A 16,028-nucleotide genomic window follows, 5' to 3' on the forward strand; every position below is an offset into this window, starting at 1 on the left:
TGCAGAACATGAAAGTCGAAACCCATGAGCGCATCGAACAGAACCGCATCGCCATTGAAAGCCTGGATACTCCGGCCGATCCGGCTGACGCGGCTTCCGTCGAAGAAGAGCGTACCTGGCTGGTGAACGCGATCGATCGCGACCAGCGCATGCTGCCTCAGTTGGAACAAGCCCTTGAACGCATCAAGGAAGACAGCTTCGGCTGGTGCGACGACAGCGGCGAGGCAATCGGCCTCAAGCGCCTGCTGATCAGTCCGACCACCAAGTACTGCATCGAAGCTCAAGAGCGTCACGAGCAAATCGACAAGCACCAGCGTCAGGCCTGATTCTGCGGGGTAGCCCATTAAATCGGGCTGCCTTTGAAAAGATCGCAGCCTTCGGCAGCGCCTACAGGTTCAAGTGAACCCGAGCAGGCGCTGCAGAAGGCTGCGATCTTGCTTTTCGACGTCTACAGAAATCCCTCACGTCTATTGATCTACTGCAACGTCCACGACTAAAGGCTCATAGATAATGGCCCTATAGTGGCGTTTAATGCGAAGACAACAATTAGAAGATGTTTGGGGTGACAACGATGACGAGAGACGAGTCTCTGGTTGCGGCCGTGCCTGCACCAGTATTTCTGCCGAAAAACCGCTGGTTCGCACCGACCCTGCAAAGCATCGCCCTGATCTTGTTGCTGTGTGGCATGACATTGGCGGGATGGTCGCTTTACCTTGGGCTGCCGTTGGCTGTGCTGATCATCTGGCTGCCTCGCCTGCGTTCACGCGCAACGCCCCAAGCCGCGCCCCTTGATACAGCCAGTGCCATTTCCACGCTGACTCGCGATCTCTCCTACACCACCAGTCACAATGCGCTGTCAGCCGCTGGCGTGGCCTTTTCGGTCAAGCAGTTGGCCGACAAGCTGCAATCGCAACTCGGCGCTGCCGCACAAATCGTCAGTAACGCTGAGGTCATGATCGCTACCGAACAAGCCACGTCGATGCTCAGTCGAGAGGCGTTGAGTGCTGCCAGTGAGGCTCATCAGAGTGGTGCAGCAGGGCGCGCCGAGTTGATCGAGTCGATTGCGCGCATGCATCAGCTCAGCCAGCGCGCCAACAGCAGTCGTGAATTGATCGAAGCCTTGAGCCTGCGCAGCGATGATATCCAGCGCGTTACCCTGGTGATTCAGTCCATCGCCAGCCAGACCAACCTGCTGGCGTTGAACGCCGCAATCGAAGCGGCAAGGGCTGGAGAGCACGGCCGTGGTTTCGCGGTGGTCGCCGACGAAGTCCGCGGTCTCGCTGCGCGAACAGCGGCGGCGACTGGAGAGGTCGGCGAAATGGTGGCCGATATCCGGCAACGCACCGCCCAGGTGGTGGAGCAGATCCGCCAGCTGTCCAGCGACCTGGACAGCGGTGTCGAGCAGGTCGAGCACACCGGTCAGCAACTGGAAAACATCGCCCGCCTGGCCGCCAGCGTCGAGAATCAGGTTGGGGAAATCGCCCGCGGCGCCGACACCAATCGCGAGCAACTCGATAGCTTGTTTCACGCCATTGAACAGATGCGCAGCGACCTGGCGATCAGCGACCAGCAGACCCGGCGCCTCGCCGAGGCCGCGGTACAGATGGAAGGCCAGGCCGAAACCATCAGCGAACGCCTGGCTGAAGTGGGTCTGGATGACTATCACCAGCGTATCTATGACCTGGCCCGGGAGGGTGCCAGCCAGATTGCCGCGCGTTTCGAAGCGGACATTGATGCAGGCCGGATAAGCGTCGATGACCTGTTCGATCGAAATTATCAGGCGATCCCCAACACCAGTCCGGCGAAATTCCAGACTCGTTTCGACCGCTACACCGATCAGGTCTTGCCGGCGATTCAGGAACCGTTGTTGCCGCGTCATGAAGGACTGGTGTTCGCCATCGCCTGCACTCAGCAGGGCTACGTGCCGACCCACAACGCGGTTTTCAGCCAGCCACTGACAGGCGATGCCGAGGTCGATACCCTGCACAACCGAACCAAACGCAAATTTGCTGACCGCACGGGGATCCGCTGTGGCAGCCATCAGCAACCAGTGTTGCTACAAACCTACACCCGTGACACCGGTGAGCTGATGCATGACCTGTCAGTGCCGATCATGCTCAAGGGGCGGCATTGGGGTGGGTTGCGCCTGGGTTACAGGCCGGAAAAACCGCGCTAGTGCAAGCGCAGGCGTGCAAGGCTGCCTGGTTGGCACAGTAGAAAGCCGAGCCCGTGGCAGCCAGCACGCATGCCGCTAGTGAACCTGGTGCATGCGCAGGTTGAGGTCGTCGACCACCCGCGCCCAGTCGGCGTCTTCGCGCAGTTGTTCTTTGAGGAAACTGGCCTGCTGCGGTGTCCAGAACTCGGCATCAATGAGCTTCTTGTCATCGGGCAGCGGCGAATGGCTGGCAATGAAATCGTCGATAGCTTTCTGGGTGGAGTCAAGGCCGAGCTGGTCGAACAAACCTTTCAAGTCGTGGGTCGGTGATTCCATCTTCATCTCCTTGCTGATAATCGGTCGCGTACGAGCACTGAGCTTCGGCTCCATTACCTCTGAGCAAGCCGCGCTCCAGTAAGTTCGAAAGCGATGTTCAAACGCAGCAATGAGCATAGACGGCATAAAACCGGCTATCAGGCTTTCAATGCACCGGCGTCGACGGCAGCCTTCAGTTCCCGAGCGGACTCCTGCGCAGCGATGGCGGCGACTTCAGGGGTTTTGAACCAGCGATCTTTTTCGACCTGGTGATAGGTCACGGCTTTTTGCGGTGGCTTGGCACGCATGACAATCACTGCCTGGAACTCGCCCTCAACTTCTCTGGCTTCGCCCCGGATAAAAAACTCACCGATATCAAATTCCGTCACGTTGCAGCCTTCCCTTGGAAATACATTGTTATGTTCAACGTCGTCCTCTTTGGCGGGACGCGTTTAATGGGTTCGGCAGTATGGCAGCAGTTGTGGGCCGGCGGCTGAGTTAAGTCGCCGGCACGACGAAACGTTTGAAGGCTGCGGTGCGGCAAAGGGAGTCAAGTGGGCGTCTCAAGCGCGCGGGCGAGGGCGCAGGCTTCGTTATGATCGCCACGGAAACCTCTTACATGCCCCGTGGAAATTTCTTTTATATGGAAGAACGCATTCCCGGCCAGGATCACCTGAAACCTGGGTGCTCGATGAGCATCACAGTGCGGCAAAGCCGCCGGATACGGGGTTGAAGAAGTACCGGCGCTGGGAATCTGTGGGTGGGCGAAGTGTGTCAGTGTGCACATATGAAGTCCTTTTCGTTGTTTTGCCGACGTATGTACGTCGTTATGGGTAGTCTCAATGAGCATCGCTGCTCTAGAATCGGCATCACTGGTGGGTGATTGATGATTATCTAAAGCAATTTTCGGCTGGCGATATGTCAGAAAAGTGCTTTTTTTTAAGAGTTTTTTCCCTGAAGTTGATAGTCCGTATTTCTCTGGCTGTAAGAAAGGCGTTTTCCTTCAACCTTTGACGAATGCCAGGCAAGGCGACACGAGCGATGTTCCAGTAGTCTGCTCAAGTCTCGTGATGGATGAGTCCTCTACTCGTTCAGGCTTTCAACCCGGGTCTTTCGGTTGCATTTTCGGCATTGCCGCCTTTTTCGGCTGTGCGCCTTTTCCGCGTGCGGCATCATTTTTAGATGTGGGGATGTTTCCTTGGCAGTAAGTAATCTTGATATGCATGCGTTGTTCGTTCTGGGTGATTTGCGCGCGAAGCTGGTAAAACTGTTCCAGTCACGTTTCGTCTACATCACCGAACAGAGTGCCGAAGGCATTTATGTGGCCGAGATCGATACCGAATCAGCATTGGTGGTGGACGACAAACCCGGACTCAAGCTCAAGGTCGGCGATCATTTCAGCGCATCGGTGTTGCCCAGCCGTGAAGGCGGCAAGCTGGAAGTCAAGTTTCGCGAAATCAAACTGACGGTCTATGGCCTGGGCGACTATGCCTTTGTCACCACCGCCGATGGTCAGGCCATTCTGTTCAAGGAAGGTCATAGCGTGGTCACGGTGTTTGCCGCCCACCAGCAGTTGCAGGAAGGCCTGACCAAAACCCTCAAAGCGGTAACCGCCAAGGCAGCCAAATGGCGCAAGGGCGAACTGGTGACGTTCAAGGCCAGCGAGTAATGACCCGGAACCGGGCCGACTTTCACCAACAGAACCAGGCTGGCGCACAAGCTGAAGCCTTGCGATTGTTCGAGCACAAAGCTGTGCTGCAGGGCGCCTGGCTGAATTGGGTGGCGTCACAGATCTACGCGCTGCGGCCGGCGGAGTACGCCAGCATGGTCAGAAGAGAACTGGCGCGCTTGCAGGAAACTTCCGAAAATTGATCCATGCCCCTCGAAAGCAGGAACCTCTACTACAGTCAGTTGACTGATTATTCAGAGGCTTTGCGGTCTTCTGCCCCATCCTGCGATTGCTGTGAACAGCGCGAGGTGCAAAAGCATGAAAGGTTTTCGACGGTTGCTGGCTGCGCTCCTGGCCACTTGCGGTTTGATGACATCACCCGTTCCGGTACTGGCCGCTCAGGCGCCTATACATTTCGCCGACCTGAACTGGGAAAGCGGCAGCCTGATTACCGACATTCTGCGGATCATTGTCGAGAAGGGGTATGGACTGCCGACCGACACCTTGCCGGGTACGACCATTACCCTGGAAACCGCCCTGGCCAACAATGACATCCAGGTGATTGGCGAAGAGTGGGCCGGGCGCAGTCCGGTGTGGGTCAAGGCCGAGGCCGAGGGCAAGGTCGCGAGCCTCGGCGATACGGTCAAGGGGGCCACCGAAGGCTGGTGGGTGCCGGAATACGTGATCAAGGGTGATCCGGCCAAGGGCATCAAGCCGATGGCGCCGGACTTGCGCAGTGTCAGCGACCTTCCCAGGTACAAGGACGTGTTCAAGGACCCGGAAACCCCGAACAAGGGGCGTTTCCTCAACAGCCCGATCGGCTGGACGTCGGAAGTGGTCAACAAGCAGAAGCTCAAGGCCTATGGGTTGGACGACAGCTATGTGAACTTCCGCAGCGGTTCGGGGGCGGCGCTGGACGCCGAAATCAGTTCTTCGATTCGTCGGGGCAAACCGGTGCTGTTCTATTACTGGTCACCGACGCCGCTGCTCGGTCGTTTCAAGCTGATCCAGCTGGAAGAGCCGCCATTCGACGCCGAAGCCTGGAAGACCCTGACTGACGCCGATAACCCCAATCCGCAACCGACCCGCTCGCTGCCCTCCAAGCTGTCCATTGGCGTGTCCACGCCGTTCCAGAAGCAATACCCGCAGATTGCCGAGTTCTTCGCCAAGGTTGATTTTCCGATCGAACCGTTGAACAAAGCCCTGGCTGAAATGAGCGAAAAACACACAGCGCCGCGTCAGGCGGCCGAGGATTTCATGAAGAAGCATCCCGACGTGTGGAAAGCGTGGGTGCCGAAGGAGGTGGCGGACAAGGTGTCTGCCGAGCTCAAATAAAGTGTGAGTCCGCGACCGCCTTCGCGAACAAGCCCGCTCCCACATTGGTTTCAGGGGACCAGAAATTGCGTCGACCTGGATCTGAAGTGGACGTGGGCTTGTTCGCAAAGCTTTTTGAAAGTTGCGTGTTGCCCCCTCGTTTATCAGCTTGCGTACCAGCGGTCGTGCACATCAAGAAAAGCCGGCTAGGATGATTTGACCAAATCCCTTTCAAGGATCTTCAACCATGACCTTTGCGTTGGCTCAATGGCTGGTGACGATATTTGCGGTGATTGCTCTGGTACACGTTTATTGGGCGTTCGGCGGCGAATGGGCGTCGGTGGCGGCCGTTCCTCAAGTGCCTCAGGAAGGCGGCAAGCCAATGCGCCCGGCCTTCAAGCCGCGAGGCTGGCTCACGCTAATGGTGGCGGCAGCCTTGATGGTGATAGCCCTGTTGGTGTGTTTGCGAGTCGGCTGGTGGTTGCCGCAGGTGCACCATCAAGTGTTGCAGTGGGTCATCAGTGCAGTTGCGCTGTTGCTGTTCGCCCGGGCCATTGGCGATTCGGAGCTGGTGGGTTTTTTCAAGGAGATAAAAGGTTCCAGGTTTGCCCGGTGGGATACCTGGGTCTACTCGCCGTTGTGCGTGGTGTTGGGAGGCGGGCTGTTGGCGGTGGCCTGGATCTGAACAGCCAACCTGTAGGCTCGCTCCTATGTGTTTTCCGTCCGCCGACTCGAAACCTCGGCCGGCACATCATCCCCGGCCATGCGCTTGCGAAAGAGCGCCGCTCGCGCCAGTAACAATGTCGTGACCGGAACGGTGATCGCCAGCAGGATCGGGATCAGCCAGGCGTGCAGCACCGGCGTGGACTTCAACGCCGAAAAGTAGATGATCGAAGCCAAGGCCACGCACCATGCGCCCAACGTCGAAGCCAGGGCCGGCGGATGCATACGCTGGAAGTAATCCTTCATGCGCAGTAATCCCGTGGCGCCGATCAGCGCGAACAGGCCGCCGAGCACCAGCAGGATAGCCACCGGAATTTCCACCCAGAGAGACAGTTCTGCGTTCATTCGATCACCTCGCCGCGCAGCAGGAATTTCGCCAGGGCAAACGAGCCGACGAAGCCAAACAGCGCGATCAACAGCGCCGCTTCAAAATACGTGTCACTGGCATAGCGAATGCCCAGGGTCAGCATCATCAGCATCGCGATGATGTACAGATAATCCAGCGCCAGAACCCGATCCTGGGCTGACGGACCTTTGAACAGGCGGATAAGCGTAAGGATCATCGCCACGGAAAACAGGAACAGGCTGAGCAAAATCGCGTTCGACAGCAGGGGACTCATTCGAAGATCTCCATCAGCGGGCGCTCGTAAGTCACCTTGAAGTGTTCAATGAACTGCGCTTCGTCATCCATATCGAAAACGTGCAGCAACAAAATGCTGCGGTCCAGCGCCAGTTCCGACCAGACTGTGCCGGGCACCACGGTGCAGATCATCGACAGCGCGGCCAGGCCATTGGCATCGCGCAGGTCCAGCGGCACTTTCACGAAGTGTGAGCGGGGCGGACGGCGGCCGGCAGTCAGCACGCCCCAGGCCACGGACAGGTTGGACGTCAGAACATCACGCCCCACCACCAGGAACAGGCGCAGGATCACCCCCGGTCGGCGAATGCGGATCGGCAGCGGGCGCAACTTGCGCATCATCAGTGGCGCACAGACCCCAAGCACGGCGCCCAGCAGCAGGTTGCCGGGGCTCATCGACAGGTTCAGCGCCAGCCACAACAGCCACAGCGCCAGTGACAACCACGGCGCAGGAAACAGACGCTTCATGGTTGAACCTCCAGCAGCGCAGCCCTGGCTTGCGGACTTGGCACCGCGCGGGTGCCGAGCACGGCCATCACGTACTGCTGAGGGTTGTTCAAGGCGTGGGCGGCTGCCTGGGTATAACGCAACAGCGGCTCGGCCTGGAAGGTCAGCGCAATGCTCAACCCCAGCAGGGCGAAAATCGGCACGCACTCCAAGCGCCGCAGCACGGGCGATGGCCGTTCTGCCGGGGTCCAGAAACGCTGGATGCCCAGCCGCGAAAAAGCCAGCAGCGAGGCCAGCCCGGAAAGAATCAGCAATGCCAGCAAACCCCATGCGGCATTCGAGATCGGCGCTTCACTGCCATTGCCCAAACCCATGGGATTGAGCAGGGCGCTGAGCAGGCTCAGTTTACCGATGAACCCGGACAGCGGCGGCATGCCGATGATCAGCAAGGCGCAGGCGATGAAGCTCAGGCCGAGAAATGCCATGGTCCATGGAATCACTTGGCCGACCACGGCTTTGCGGTCGTCGTCGAGGTTGATGCCTTTGGCCGGATGCAGCGATTCCAGCGGCCGCGGCAGCATCTCGTTTTCATCCTCCAGCGGGATTTCGTTGGCCGAGCGCGAACGTTCGATCAACTCGGCCAGCAAGAACAATGCGCTCAAGGCCAGGGTCGAACTGACCAGATAAAACAATGCCGCGCCAATCAGGTTGGGCTGGGCGAAGCCAATGGCCGACAGCAGAATCCCCGCCGACACCAGAATGCTCAGGCTGGCCATGCGTTCCAGGCGCTGCGCGGCAATGATCGCCACCGCTGCGCAAATGATAGTCGCCATGCCGCCGTAGATCAGCCAGTCACCACCGAAGTACGCCGACGCTCCGGCCTGTCCGGAAAACAGCAGCGTCCACAGGCGCAGCAGGGTATAGATGCCGACCTTGGTCATGATCGCAAACATCGCGGCGACCGGCGCGCTCGCCGATGAATACGCCGGCACCAGCCAGAAGTTCAACGGCCACATGCCGGCCTTGGCCAGGAACGCTACCGCCAGAATCCCCGCGCCGGCATGCAGCAGTCCGCGATCGGCTTGCGCTACCAGCGGGATTTTCAGTGCCAGGTCCGCCATGTTCAGGGTACCGGTGACACCGTAGATCAGCGCTGCACCGATCAGGAACAGGGTCGAGGCCAATAGGTTGATCGAGATGTAATGCAACCCCGAAGACACCCGCGCCCGCCCCGACCCATGCAGCATCAGGCCATAAGAAGCGGCCAGCAGCACCTCGAAGAACACGAACAGGTTGAACAGGTCCGCCGTGAGGAACGCGCCATACAAGCCCATCAACTGAATCTGGAACAGCGCGTGGAAGCTCGAGCCGGCGCTGTCCCAGCGAGCCATGGCGAACAGCAGGGCGCAGACGCCGATGATCCCGGTGAGCACCAGCATCAACGCAGACAGACGATCGACCACCAGCACCAGGCCGAACGGCACTTGCCAGTTACCCGGCAGGTACACGCCGATGGAGCCGGGTACGTCAGTGGTTTGCGTCCATTGCAGCAGCAGAACGGAGATGCCGAGTCCGAGCAGGCTGGAAAACAGATTGATTTTGGCTTTGAGCGGGCGATGTTTCTCGCCGAGCATCAGCATGATCGCGGCGGTCAGCAGCGGTAGCAGGATGGGCGCGGCGATCAGGTGCGTCATTGCATTCATTCTTTAGGCTCCCGGCCATCCACATGGTCGGTGCCGGTCAGGCCCCGGGAGGCCAGCAAAACCACCAGAAACAGCGCGGTCATGGCGAAACTGATGACAATCGCCGTCAGCACCAGCGCTTGCGGCAAGGGATCGGTGTAGTGCAGCAGGTCCTGCGGTACGCCGTCCTTGATGATCGGCTCTTTGCCGATGAACAGGCTGCCCATGCTGAAGATGAACAGGTTGACGCCGTAGGACAGCAGGCACAGACCCATGACCACCTGGAACGTCCGTGGACGCAGGATCAACCAGACGCCGGACGCGGCCAGGACGCCGATGGCGATTGCGATGACTTCTTCCATCAGACGGCCTCCTTGATGGCGACGGGTTTCGGCTGGGCCGCGGTTTTGTGACCGCGGACCGATTGGTGCGCCAGCGCTGTGAGGATCAACAGCGTCGAACCGACCACCACCGCATACACGCCAACGTCGAAGAACAGTGCGCTGGCGAGGTGAATATCGCCCAGTAGCGGCAGGTCGAAATGCCAGGTATGCGTGGTCAGGAACGGATAGCCGACCACCATCGCACCAAGCCCGGTGAGCGTGGCGAACAGCAAGCCGACACTCATCCAGCGCAGCGGCCGCAGGCTCATTTGCGCCTCGACCCACTGGGTGCCGGCAACCATGTATTGCAGGATGAACGCCACCGACATCACCAGCCCGGCAACAAAGCCGCCGCCCGGTTGGTTGTGCCCACGCATGAACAGGTAGAACGACACCACCAGCGCAATCGGCAGCAACAGGCGCACCAGCACCGCCGGCACCATCATGAAACCGAGCGCGGTGTCGCTGGCGTGACGCGGGTTGACCAGGTCGGTGACCACGTCAGGCGCGAGCAAACGCTGTTGAGCGGGCAATTGCAGGCTTTCTTTCGGTGGGCGGAACCGCCGCAGCAGGGCGAACACCGTCAGCGCCACGGCCGCCAGTACGGTGATTTCGCCGAGGGTATCGAAGCCGCGGAAGTCCACCAGCATGACGTTGACCACGTTGCTGCCGCCACCTTCGGGCAAGGCTCGGCTGAGGTAGAACGAAGAAATGTCGTTGGGTGTCTGGCGCGTCAGCATCGCGTACGACAGCAACGCCATGCCGCCGCCGACCACGATCGACAGCAACAGGTCACGGATACGCCGGATGCGCGCCTTGCGCAGGCTGCTCGGCAGTGGCGAAACCTCTTCGATCCGTCGCGGCAACCAGCGCAGGCCCAGCAGGATCAGCACCGTGGTCACCACTTCGACCACCAGTTGTGTCAGGGCCAGGTCCGGCGCCGAGAACCAGACGAAAGTCACACAGGTCATCAGACCGCAGACACTGACCATGGTCAGGGCCGCAAGCCGGTGATACTTGGCCTGATACGCCGCGCCAAGCGCGCAGGCAATCGCCAGCAACCAGAGGATGACGAATACGATCGAACCCGGAATCTTCGGCCGGTCGCCCCAGCTCAAGCTGCTGTGCAGCATCGGTATCAACCCGGCCAACACGGCGGCCAGCACCATCAGGAACAATTGGGTTTGCAGTCGCTTGGTGCTGATGCGCCGTTCCAGGCGCCGGGCCATGTGCATCTTGAGCACCAGCGTCAGTTCGAACAGGCGCTTGCCGTTCAATCGACCCACCAGCGGCGGATGGCTGAAGCGACCGCGCTTGAGCTGGTCGCGCAACAGCAGGTAGAGCAGCACACCACAGGACATGGCGATCAGGCTCATGATCATCGGCGCGTTCAGGCCATGCCAGATGGCCAGGCTGTACTCCGGCAATTGACCGCCAACCACCGGCTGCGCCGCCGCCGCCAGCAACGGGCCGACCACTTGCGCGGGGAAGATCCCGACCACCAGGCAAGTGAACACCAGCAGCTCGACCGGCGCGCGCATCCAGCGCGGCGGCTCGTGCGGGGTGTGGGGCAAATCGGTGGCGGGCGGGCCGAAGAACACATCCACGGTGAAGCGCAGGGAGTAGGCGACGCTGAAGGTCCCGGCGATGGTCGCGACGATCGGCAACGTCGCTTCGACCCAGGCCGTGGCGTTGATGAACACGGTTTCGGCGAAGAACATTTCCTTCGAGAGAAAGCCGTTGAGCAATGGCACGCCGGCCATGGAGGCGCTGGCGACCATGGCCAGGGTTGCGGTAAACGGAATCAGTTTGACCAGGCCGCTGAGTTTACGAATGTCGCGGGTGCCGCTTTCGTGGTCGATGATCCCGGCGGCCATGAACAATGAGGCCTTGAACGTGGCGTGGTTGAGAATGTGGAACACCGCGGCGACGGCGGCCAGCGGGCTGTTCAGGCCGAGCAGCAGGGTGATCAGGCCCAGATGGCTGATGGTCGAATAGGCCAGCAGACCCTTGAGGTCGTTCTGGAACATCGCGCAGTAGGCACCGAGCAACAGGGTGCAGGCCCCGGCGCCGCTGACGATGTAGAACCATTCTTCACTGCCGGACAGCGAAGGCCACAGCCGCGCCAGCAGAAACACACCGGCCTTGACCATCGTCGCCGAGTGCAGATAGGCCGACACCGGTGTCGGCGCCGCCATGGCGTGGGGCAGCCAGAAGTGGAAGGGGAACTGCGCACTTTTGCTCAGTGCGCCGATCAGGATCAGGGGGAGCAGGATAGGGTAGAGGGCATGTGCGCGAATCAGATCGCCGGCGGCCAGGACCTTGTCCAGGTCATAGCTGCCGACCACATGGCCGAGCAACATGACCCCCGCCAGCAGGCACAATCCGCCGGCGCCGGTGACCATCAACGCCATGTAGGCGCCACGCCGCGCATCGGCGCGGTGGTGCCAGTAGCCGATCAACAGGAATGAGAAGAGGCTGGTCAGCTCCCAGAAAAATACCATCTGGATCAGGTTGCCCGAGATCACCAGCCCAAGCATGGCCCCCATGAACGCCAGGAAAAACGCGAAGAACCGTGGCACCGGATCATCCGGCGACATGTAGTAACGGGCGTACAGCGACACCAGCGCGCCGATGCCCAGCACCAGCATCGAAAACAGCCAGGCAAAACCGTCCATGCGCAGGACGAAATTCAGCCCCAGGCTCGGCAGCCAGAAGAATTCTTCACGGATCACGCCGCCATCGGCGATTTGCGGGTACAGGAGGGCGACCTGGACGGTGCCGATCAGGGCAACCAGGCCAGCCAGCAGCGATTCGGTATTACGCGCATTGTGTGGCAGCACTGCTGCCAGACAGCTGCCCATGAAAGGCAGAAGCAGTAGAACTATCAGGGACATAGGCTTCTAATCTGCGGAAGTTTGTGAAGCATCATACGTGCCAGCTCCCGGATCACCAAACGCCAAGCTGTCGCAGAATCCTACAAGGTAGACGGAAAAAGCCTGTTTCACATGGTTTCAAGCAACAGCTTTGCCGATCGTTCCCATGCTCTGCGTGGGAATGCCTCAACGGACGCTCCGCGTCCGGCTGTAAAGGGACGCGGAGCGTCCCGGGCTGCATTCCCACGCAAAGCGTGAGAACGATCAATGCTCCGCTTCGCGGTCCAGATCGTCCTCGATTTCAACAGCCGCCTTACCCTTGGTCTTTAACTCACTGACAATCACCGCCGCCACAATCAACCCGGCTCCCAGCAGTGCAATTGCCGGCAAACGTTCCCCGGCAATGCGGCCGACAATCCCGGCCCACACCGGCTCGCCGGCATAAATCAACGTGGCGCGGGTCGGCGAAACGCTCTTCTGTGCCCAGTTCATCGCCACCTGGATCGCCGCACTTGCCGCGCCCAACCCCAAGGCGCTGCACAACAGTAGCCAGGAGAAGTCCGGAATATGTTCCTGGGTCGGCACCACCATCAGGAACGACAGCAGGGAAGTGACTGCCAGTTGCACTACCGTCACGCGTTTAACATCGACCTGGCCGGCAAAGTTGCTGATCAGAATGATCTCCGCCGCAATGGCAATCGCGCTGATCAATGTGGCAATTTCACCGGGGCTGAAATTCAGCTCAGCGCCGGAAGGCCCCGACAGCAGCATCAATCCGGTAAACGCCAACATGATCCCGATGCTCGGCATCAGCCCCGGTCGACGGCCCAGCACCAGCCATTGCAGCAATGGCACAAAAGGCACGTAAAGCGCAGTAATGAACGCCGACTGGCTGCTGGGAATACTCTGCAAGCCAACGGTCTGCAAGCCGTAACCGAGCATGATTGCCACGCCGATAAAGGCGCCGGCCTTGAGTTCGAACAAAGTAAGTTGTCGCAGGCTGCGCCAGGAGAACAAGGCGACGATGATGGCGGCAGCGGCAAAGCGCAGGCCGACGAAAAACATCGGACCGCTGACGGTCATCGCATGCTGGACCAGCAAAAAGGTCCCGCCCCAGACCATGGTGATCAACACCAGTACGCATTCGGCCTTGCTGAGCCGAAGGAAGCGGGAGGAATTCTGAGAGGTGTTCGCCGACGTCATGATCTTGCGTGCTACCTGAGGGGGACGCACAATGCGCCGGAAGTTGGGCAGTATACTGCGCAGCACCATCAAGTGAGCAATATAGTGCACAAAGATTCCACGCAACGGGCTTCGGTCCTCCAGCACGTCAGCCAGAACGTTCGACGTCTGCGTCATGCCGCCGACATGAGCCAGAGTGCTTTGGCGGAAAAGTCCGGTGTCAGCCGCCGCATGCTGGTGGCTATCGAAGCCGGTGAAAAGAACGTCAGCCTGACCACGCTCGACCGTGTGGCCGAGGCGTTGGACGTGGCGTTCAGCGATCTGATCCAGGCGCCCGATGCCCGCGACCATAGCCGCATCAACGAACTGGCCTGGGCCGGTACGATCCCTGGCAGCAAGGCCGTATTGCTGGCCAAGGCCAATGCCACCCGAGAAGTCGAACTGTGGGAATGGCGCCTTGAACCGGGCGAGCATTATCCGTCGGAGCCGGATGCCGATGGCTGGAGCGAGCAGTTCTACGTCTTCGAAGGTTGCCTCACCGTGATGGTGGGCGATGTACCGCACACGATCGCCGCTGGTGAGTTTTTCATGTTCTCCAGTAACCAACCGCATTCCTATCGCAACGATGGATCGGTGGCGGTGCGGTTCGTGCGTAACGTGGTGATTTGAGCCAGTCCAGTGGCGTCAGCGAGTTGCTGGTCAAGGCGAATTGCATGATGTCTACTCAGGTAAACAGGGAACAGTGAGAACGGCATGAGTGAAACCCAAAGCGGACAGGCACCCGACGCCATCCGTCACGCGGACATCCTGATCATCGGTGGTGGCCTCAGCGGCGCGATGTTGGCGGCGCAGTTGTTGCGTCTGCCGGGCAAGCGCAACTTGCTGGTGATCGAACCGCGCGCCGAACTGGGCCGCGGCGAGGCCTACAGCGCTGTGGAGCTGGGCCATACGCTCAACGGCAACGCCGCGCGCATGAGCGTCGACCCGGACAACGCCGATGACCTGACCCAATGGCTGACCGAATACATTGCCGCCGGTGGCTGGCCGGAATCGGATGAGCAGCCTGTGCCGATCAGTGAATTGTTCCCGCCGCGGGGGATATTCGGCCTGTATGTGCAGCAGCGTCTGGCCGAGGCGCAGGTGGTGGGCGCTCTGCACGGTTCGACGGTCGAACATGTGCGCGCCGAGGTGGTGGATCTGCAAACCGATGCGCAATCGGTGCGTTTGCATTTGAGCGACGGCCAGCGCTTGCAGGGCTCGTTCGCGGTGCTCGCCACCGGAATGTTCCCCGCCGCGCGCACACCGCAAACCCAATCCAGTGGCTTGAACGCGGCGGCGCTCGATCCGTGGGATGTGGCGGCGATGCAGCAGCTCGATCCACAGTCGACAGTGCTGATCATCGGCTCTGGCCTGACCATGGTCGATGCCGTGGTGTCGTTGGAACAGGCCGGGCATCGCGGGCCGATCGAGGTGTTTTCCCGTCACGGCTTGCTGCCCCACGTGCGGCGGCAACCACCGGCCTGGGTGGATTTTCTCGCGCAGGACCACAGTATCCGCACACCTCGCCAGTTGATGCGCGAACTGCGTCGACATTGCCGCGAAGCCATCGCCCAGGGCATCGACTGGCAAGCGCCGCTGGATACGGTGCGCGCGCATATCGGTCGCTTGTGGAATCAGGCGACCGATGTGCAGCGCCGACAGTTTGTTCGCCACGTGCGACCATGGTGGGAAAGCCATCACCACCGCTCGCCACCCCTGAGCGCCGAACTGGTGGAGCGCTTGCACGGGGAAGGGCGGTTGCGGATTCAAGCCGCATCGTTCAAAGGGCTGGAGCCTGCTGCGAACGGTGGCGTGAGCATTCGTATTCGTCGCAGAGGTGAAGCGCAAACGGTTGTCGTCAGTGGCGCGGCGTTGATCAACTCCAGCGGCATCGAGTACGACTGGCGGCGGGTGGCGCGGCCATTGCCCCAGCAATTGCTGGCACGTGGGCTGATTCGGCCCGGGCCATTGGCGCTGGGAATTGCCGCCGAAGCAGACGGTGCGCTGCTGGACGCCGAAGGGCGGACTGCTGAGCGGTTGTTCGCCATGGGGCCGCCATTGCGCGGGATGTGGTGGGAAAGTACGGCGGTCACTGACGTCGCAAGCCAGGCCAAGGCCCTAGCCGCTCGTCTGGTGACATCGCAAATGCTCGGGGAATGACGCTGTGGCGAGCGAGCTTTCTCACGCTTGAGTGCGTAGCGCTCACAAAACCTGGGGCCGCTGCGCGCCCAGCGCGAGCAAGCTCGCTCGCCACACCACACACACCACAAATGAAGAAACCCCGCTTGTTTGGCGGGGTTTCCTGTTTCAAGCAGCCCAAGGTTGTTGATCAATAACGCTGATATTTGGAGCCGAACTCAGGGGACATAGAGCTCGCTCGCCACACCACACACCACACACCACACACCACAAATGAAGAAACCCCGCTTGTTTGGCGGGGTTTCCTGTTTCAAGCAGCCCAAGGTTGTTGATCAATAACGCTGATATTTGGAGCCGAACTCAGGGGACATAGAGCTCGCTCGCCACACCACACACCACACACCACACACCACAAATGAAGAAACCCCGCTTGTTTGGCGGGGTTTCCTGTTTCAAGCAGCCCAAGG

18 protein-coding genes are annotated in these 16,028 nt (G+C 60.2%); 8 read left to right on the forward strand and 10 right to left on the reverse strand.

Annotated features, from left to right (window positions below; all coding sequences use genetic code 11):
* A partial coding sequence (locus D8U18_RS23015; protein WP_131108515.1) for a TraR/DksA C4-type zinc finger protein occupies positions 1-326 on the forward strand: 326 nt, incomplete at its 5' end.
* 245 nt (positions 327-571) lie between these two features.
* Positions 572-2,176: a methyl-accepting chemotaxis protein gene (locus tag D8U18_RS23020; RefSeq protein WP_131108516.1), complete on the forward strand. Its 1,605-nt coding sequence runs from the start codon at positions 572-574 to the stop codon at positions 2,174-2,176.
* Between the two features lie 75 nt (positions 2,177-2,251).
* Here the strand turns inward: D8U18_RS23020 and D8U18_RS23025 are convergent, their stop codons facing one another.
* The 3 genes from D8U18_RS23025 to D8U18_RS29120 all read right to left on the reverse strand — a co-directional run bounded on the left by D8U18_RS23025 (position 2,252) and on the right by D8U18_RS29120 (position 3,257).
* Positions 2,252-2,491 carry a DUF2789 domain-containing protein gene (locus D8U18_RS23025; RefSeq protein ID WP_056856721.1) on the reverse strand — a complete coding sequence of 80 codons (240 nt, stop codon included), beginning with the start codon at positions 2,489-2,491 and terminating at the stop codon, positions 2,252-2,254.
* A 137-nt stretch (positions 2,492-2,628) separates the two neighbouring features.
* On the reverse strand, positions 2,629-2,859 hold the full coding sequence (locus D8U18_RS23030) for a hypothetical protein (protein ID WP_056856720.1): 231 nt from the start codon (positions 2,857-2,859) through the stop codon (positions 2,629-2,631).
* Between the two features lie 161 nt (positions 2,860-3,020).
* Positions 3,021-3,257, reverse strand: a complete 237-nt coding sequence (locus D8U18_RS29120) for a hypothetical protein (protein ID WP_130907779.1) — start codon at positions 3,255-3,257, stop codon at positions 3,021-3,023.
* A gap of 432 nt (positions 3,258-3,689) precedes the next feature.
* Here D8U18_RS29120 and D8U18_RS23040 point away from each other — a divergent pair, with 432 nt between their 5' ends.
* The 4 genes from D8U18_RS23040 to D8U18_RS23055 all read left to right on the forward strand — a co-directional run bounded on the left by D8U18_RS23040 (position 3,690) and on the right by D8U18_RS23055 (position 6,138).
* Complete coding sequence (locus D8U18_RS23040; protein WP_056856719.1) at positions 3,690-4,139, forward strand: hypothetical protein; 450 nt, start codon at positions 3,690-3,692, stop codon at positions 4,137-4,139.
* Positions 4,139-4,342: a hypothetical protein gene (locus D8U18_RS23045; protein WP_056856718.1), complete on the forward strand. Its 204-nt coding sequence runs from the start codon at positions 4,139-4,141 to the stop codon at positions 4,340-4,342. Before D8U18_RS23040 ends, D8U18_RS23045 begins: the two co-directional genes overlap by 1 nt.
* Positions 4,343-4,457: 115 nt before the next feature.
* Entirely contained in the window at positions 4,458-5,474 is a 1,017-nt protein-coding gene (locus tag D8U18_RS23050; RefSeq protein WP_056856717.1) for an ABC transporter substrate-binding protein, read from the forward strand.
* A 226-nt stretch (positions 5,475-5,700) separates the two neighbouring features.
* Entirely contained in the window at positions 5,701-6,138 is a 438-nt protein-coding gene (locus D8U18_RS23055; protein WP_056856716.1) for a DUF3995 domain-containing protein, read from the forward strand.
* A gap of 23 nt (positions 6,139-6,161) precedes the next feature.
* Here the strand turns inward: D8U18_RS23055 and D8U18_RS23060 are convergent, their stop codons facing one another.
* The 7 genes from D8U18_RS23060 to D8U18_RS23095 all read right to left on the reverse strand — a co-directional run bounded on the left by D8U18_RS23060 (position 6,162) and on the right by D8U18_RS23095 (position 13,473).
* A complete protein-coding gene (locus tag D8U18_RS23060; RefSeq protein ID WP_056856715.1) occupies positions 6,162-6,521 on the reverse strand; it encodes a Na+/H+ antiporter subunit G in 360 nt (119 codons plus the stop codon).
* Positions 6,518-6,796: a K+/H+ antiporter subunit F gene (locus D8U18_RS23065; RefSeq protein ID WP_056856714.1), complete on the reverse strand. Its 279-nt coding sequence runs from the start codon at positions 6,794-6,796 to the stop codon at positions 6,518-6,520. The genes D8U18_RS23060 and D8U18_RS23065 overlap by 4 nt, the downstream gene beginning before the upstream one ends.
* Positions 6,793-7,281 (reverse strand): Na+/H+ antiporter subunit E, encoded by a 489-nt coding sequence (locus tag D8U18_RS23070; protein WP_131108519.1) that lies wholly within the window; start codon positions 7,279-7,281, stop codon positions 6,793-6,795. The genes D8U18_RS23065 and D8U18_RS23070 overlap by 4 nt, the downstream gene beginning before the upstream one ends.
* Positions 7,278-8,963 (reverse strand): monovalent cation/H+ antiporter subunit D, encoded by a 1,686-nt coding sequence (locus D8U18_RS23075; RefSeq protein ID WP_130907782.1) that lies wholly within the window; start codon positions 8,961-8,963, stop codon positions 7,278-7,280. Before D8U18_RS23075 ends, D8U18_RS23070 begins: the two co-directional genes overlap by 4 nt.
* On the reverse strand, positions 8,960-9,304 hold the full coding sequence (locus D8U18_RS23080) for a Na+/H+ antiporter subunit C (protein WP_007986256.1): 345 nt from the start codon (positions 9,302-9,304) through the stop codon (positions 8,960-8,962). The genes D8U18_RS23075 and D8U18_RS23080 overlap by 4 nt, the downstream gene beginning before the upstream one ends.
* Entirely contained in the window at positions 9,304-12,222 is a 2,919-nt protein-coding gene (locus D8U18_RS23085) for a monovalent cation/H+ antiporter subunit A (RefSeq protein ID WP_131108521.1), read from the reverse strand. Before D8U18_RS23085 ends, D8U18_RS23080 begins: the two co-directional genes overlap by 1 nt.
* A 243-nt stretch (positions 12,223-12,465) precedes the next feature.
* Positions 12,466-13,473, reverse strand: coding sequence for a DMT family transporter (locus D8U18_RS23095; protein ID WP_177336613.1), 1,008 nt, complete (start codon positions 13,471-13,473; stop codon positions 12,466-12,468).
* A 15-nt stretch (positions 13,474-13,488) separates the two neighbouring features.
* Between D8U18_RS23095 and D8U18_RS23100 the strand changes: the two genes are divergently transcribed.
* Entirely contained in the window at positions 13,489-14,052 is a 564-nt protein-coding gene (locus D8U18_RS23100; protein WP_056856709.1) for an XRE family transcriptional regulator, read from the forward strand.
* 84 nt (positions 14,053-14,136) lie between these two features.
* On the forward strand, positions 14,137-15,582 hold the full coding sequence (locus D8U18_RS23105; RefSeq protein ID WP_130904615.1) for an FAD/NAD(P)-binding protein: 1,446 nt from the start codon (positions 14,137-14,139) through the stop codon (positions 15,580-15,582).
* Positions 15,583-16,028 lie beyond the last annotated feature (446 nt).

The organism is Pseudomonas sp. Sample_10, from assembly GCF_004321495.1.
GTDB lineage: Bacteria > Pseudomonadota > Gammaproteobacteria > Pseudomonadales > Pseudomonadaceae > Aquipseudomonas.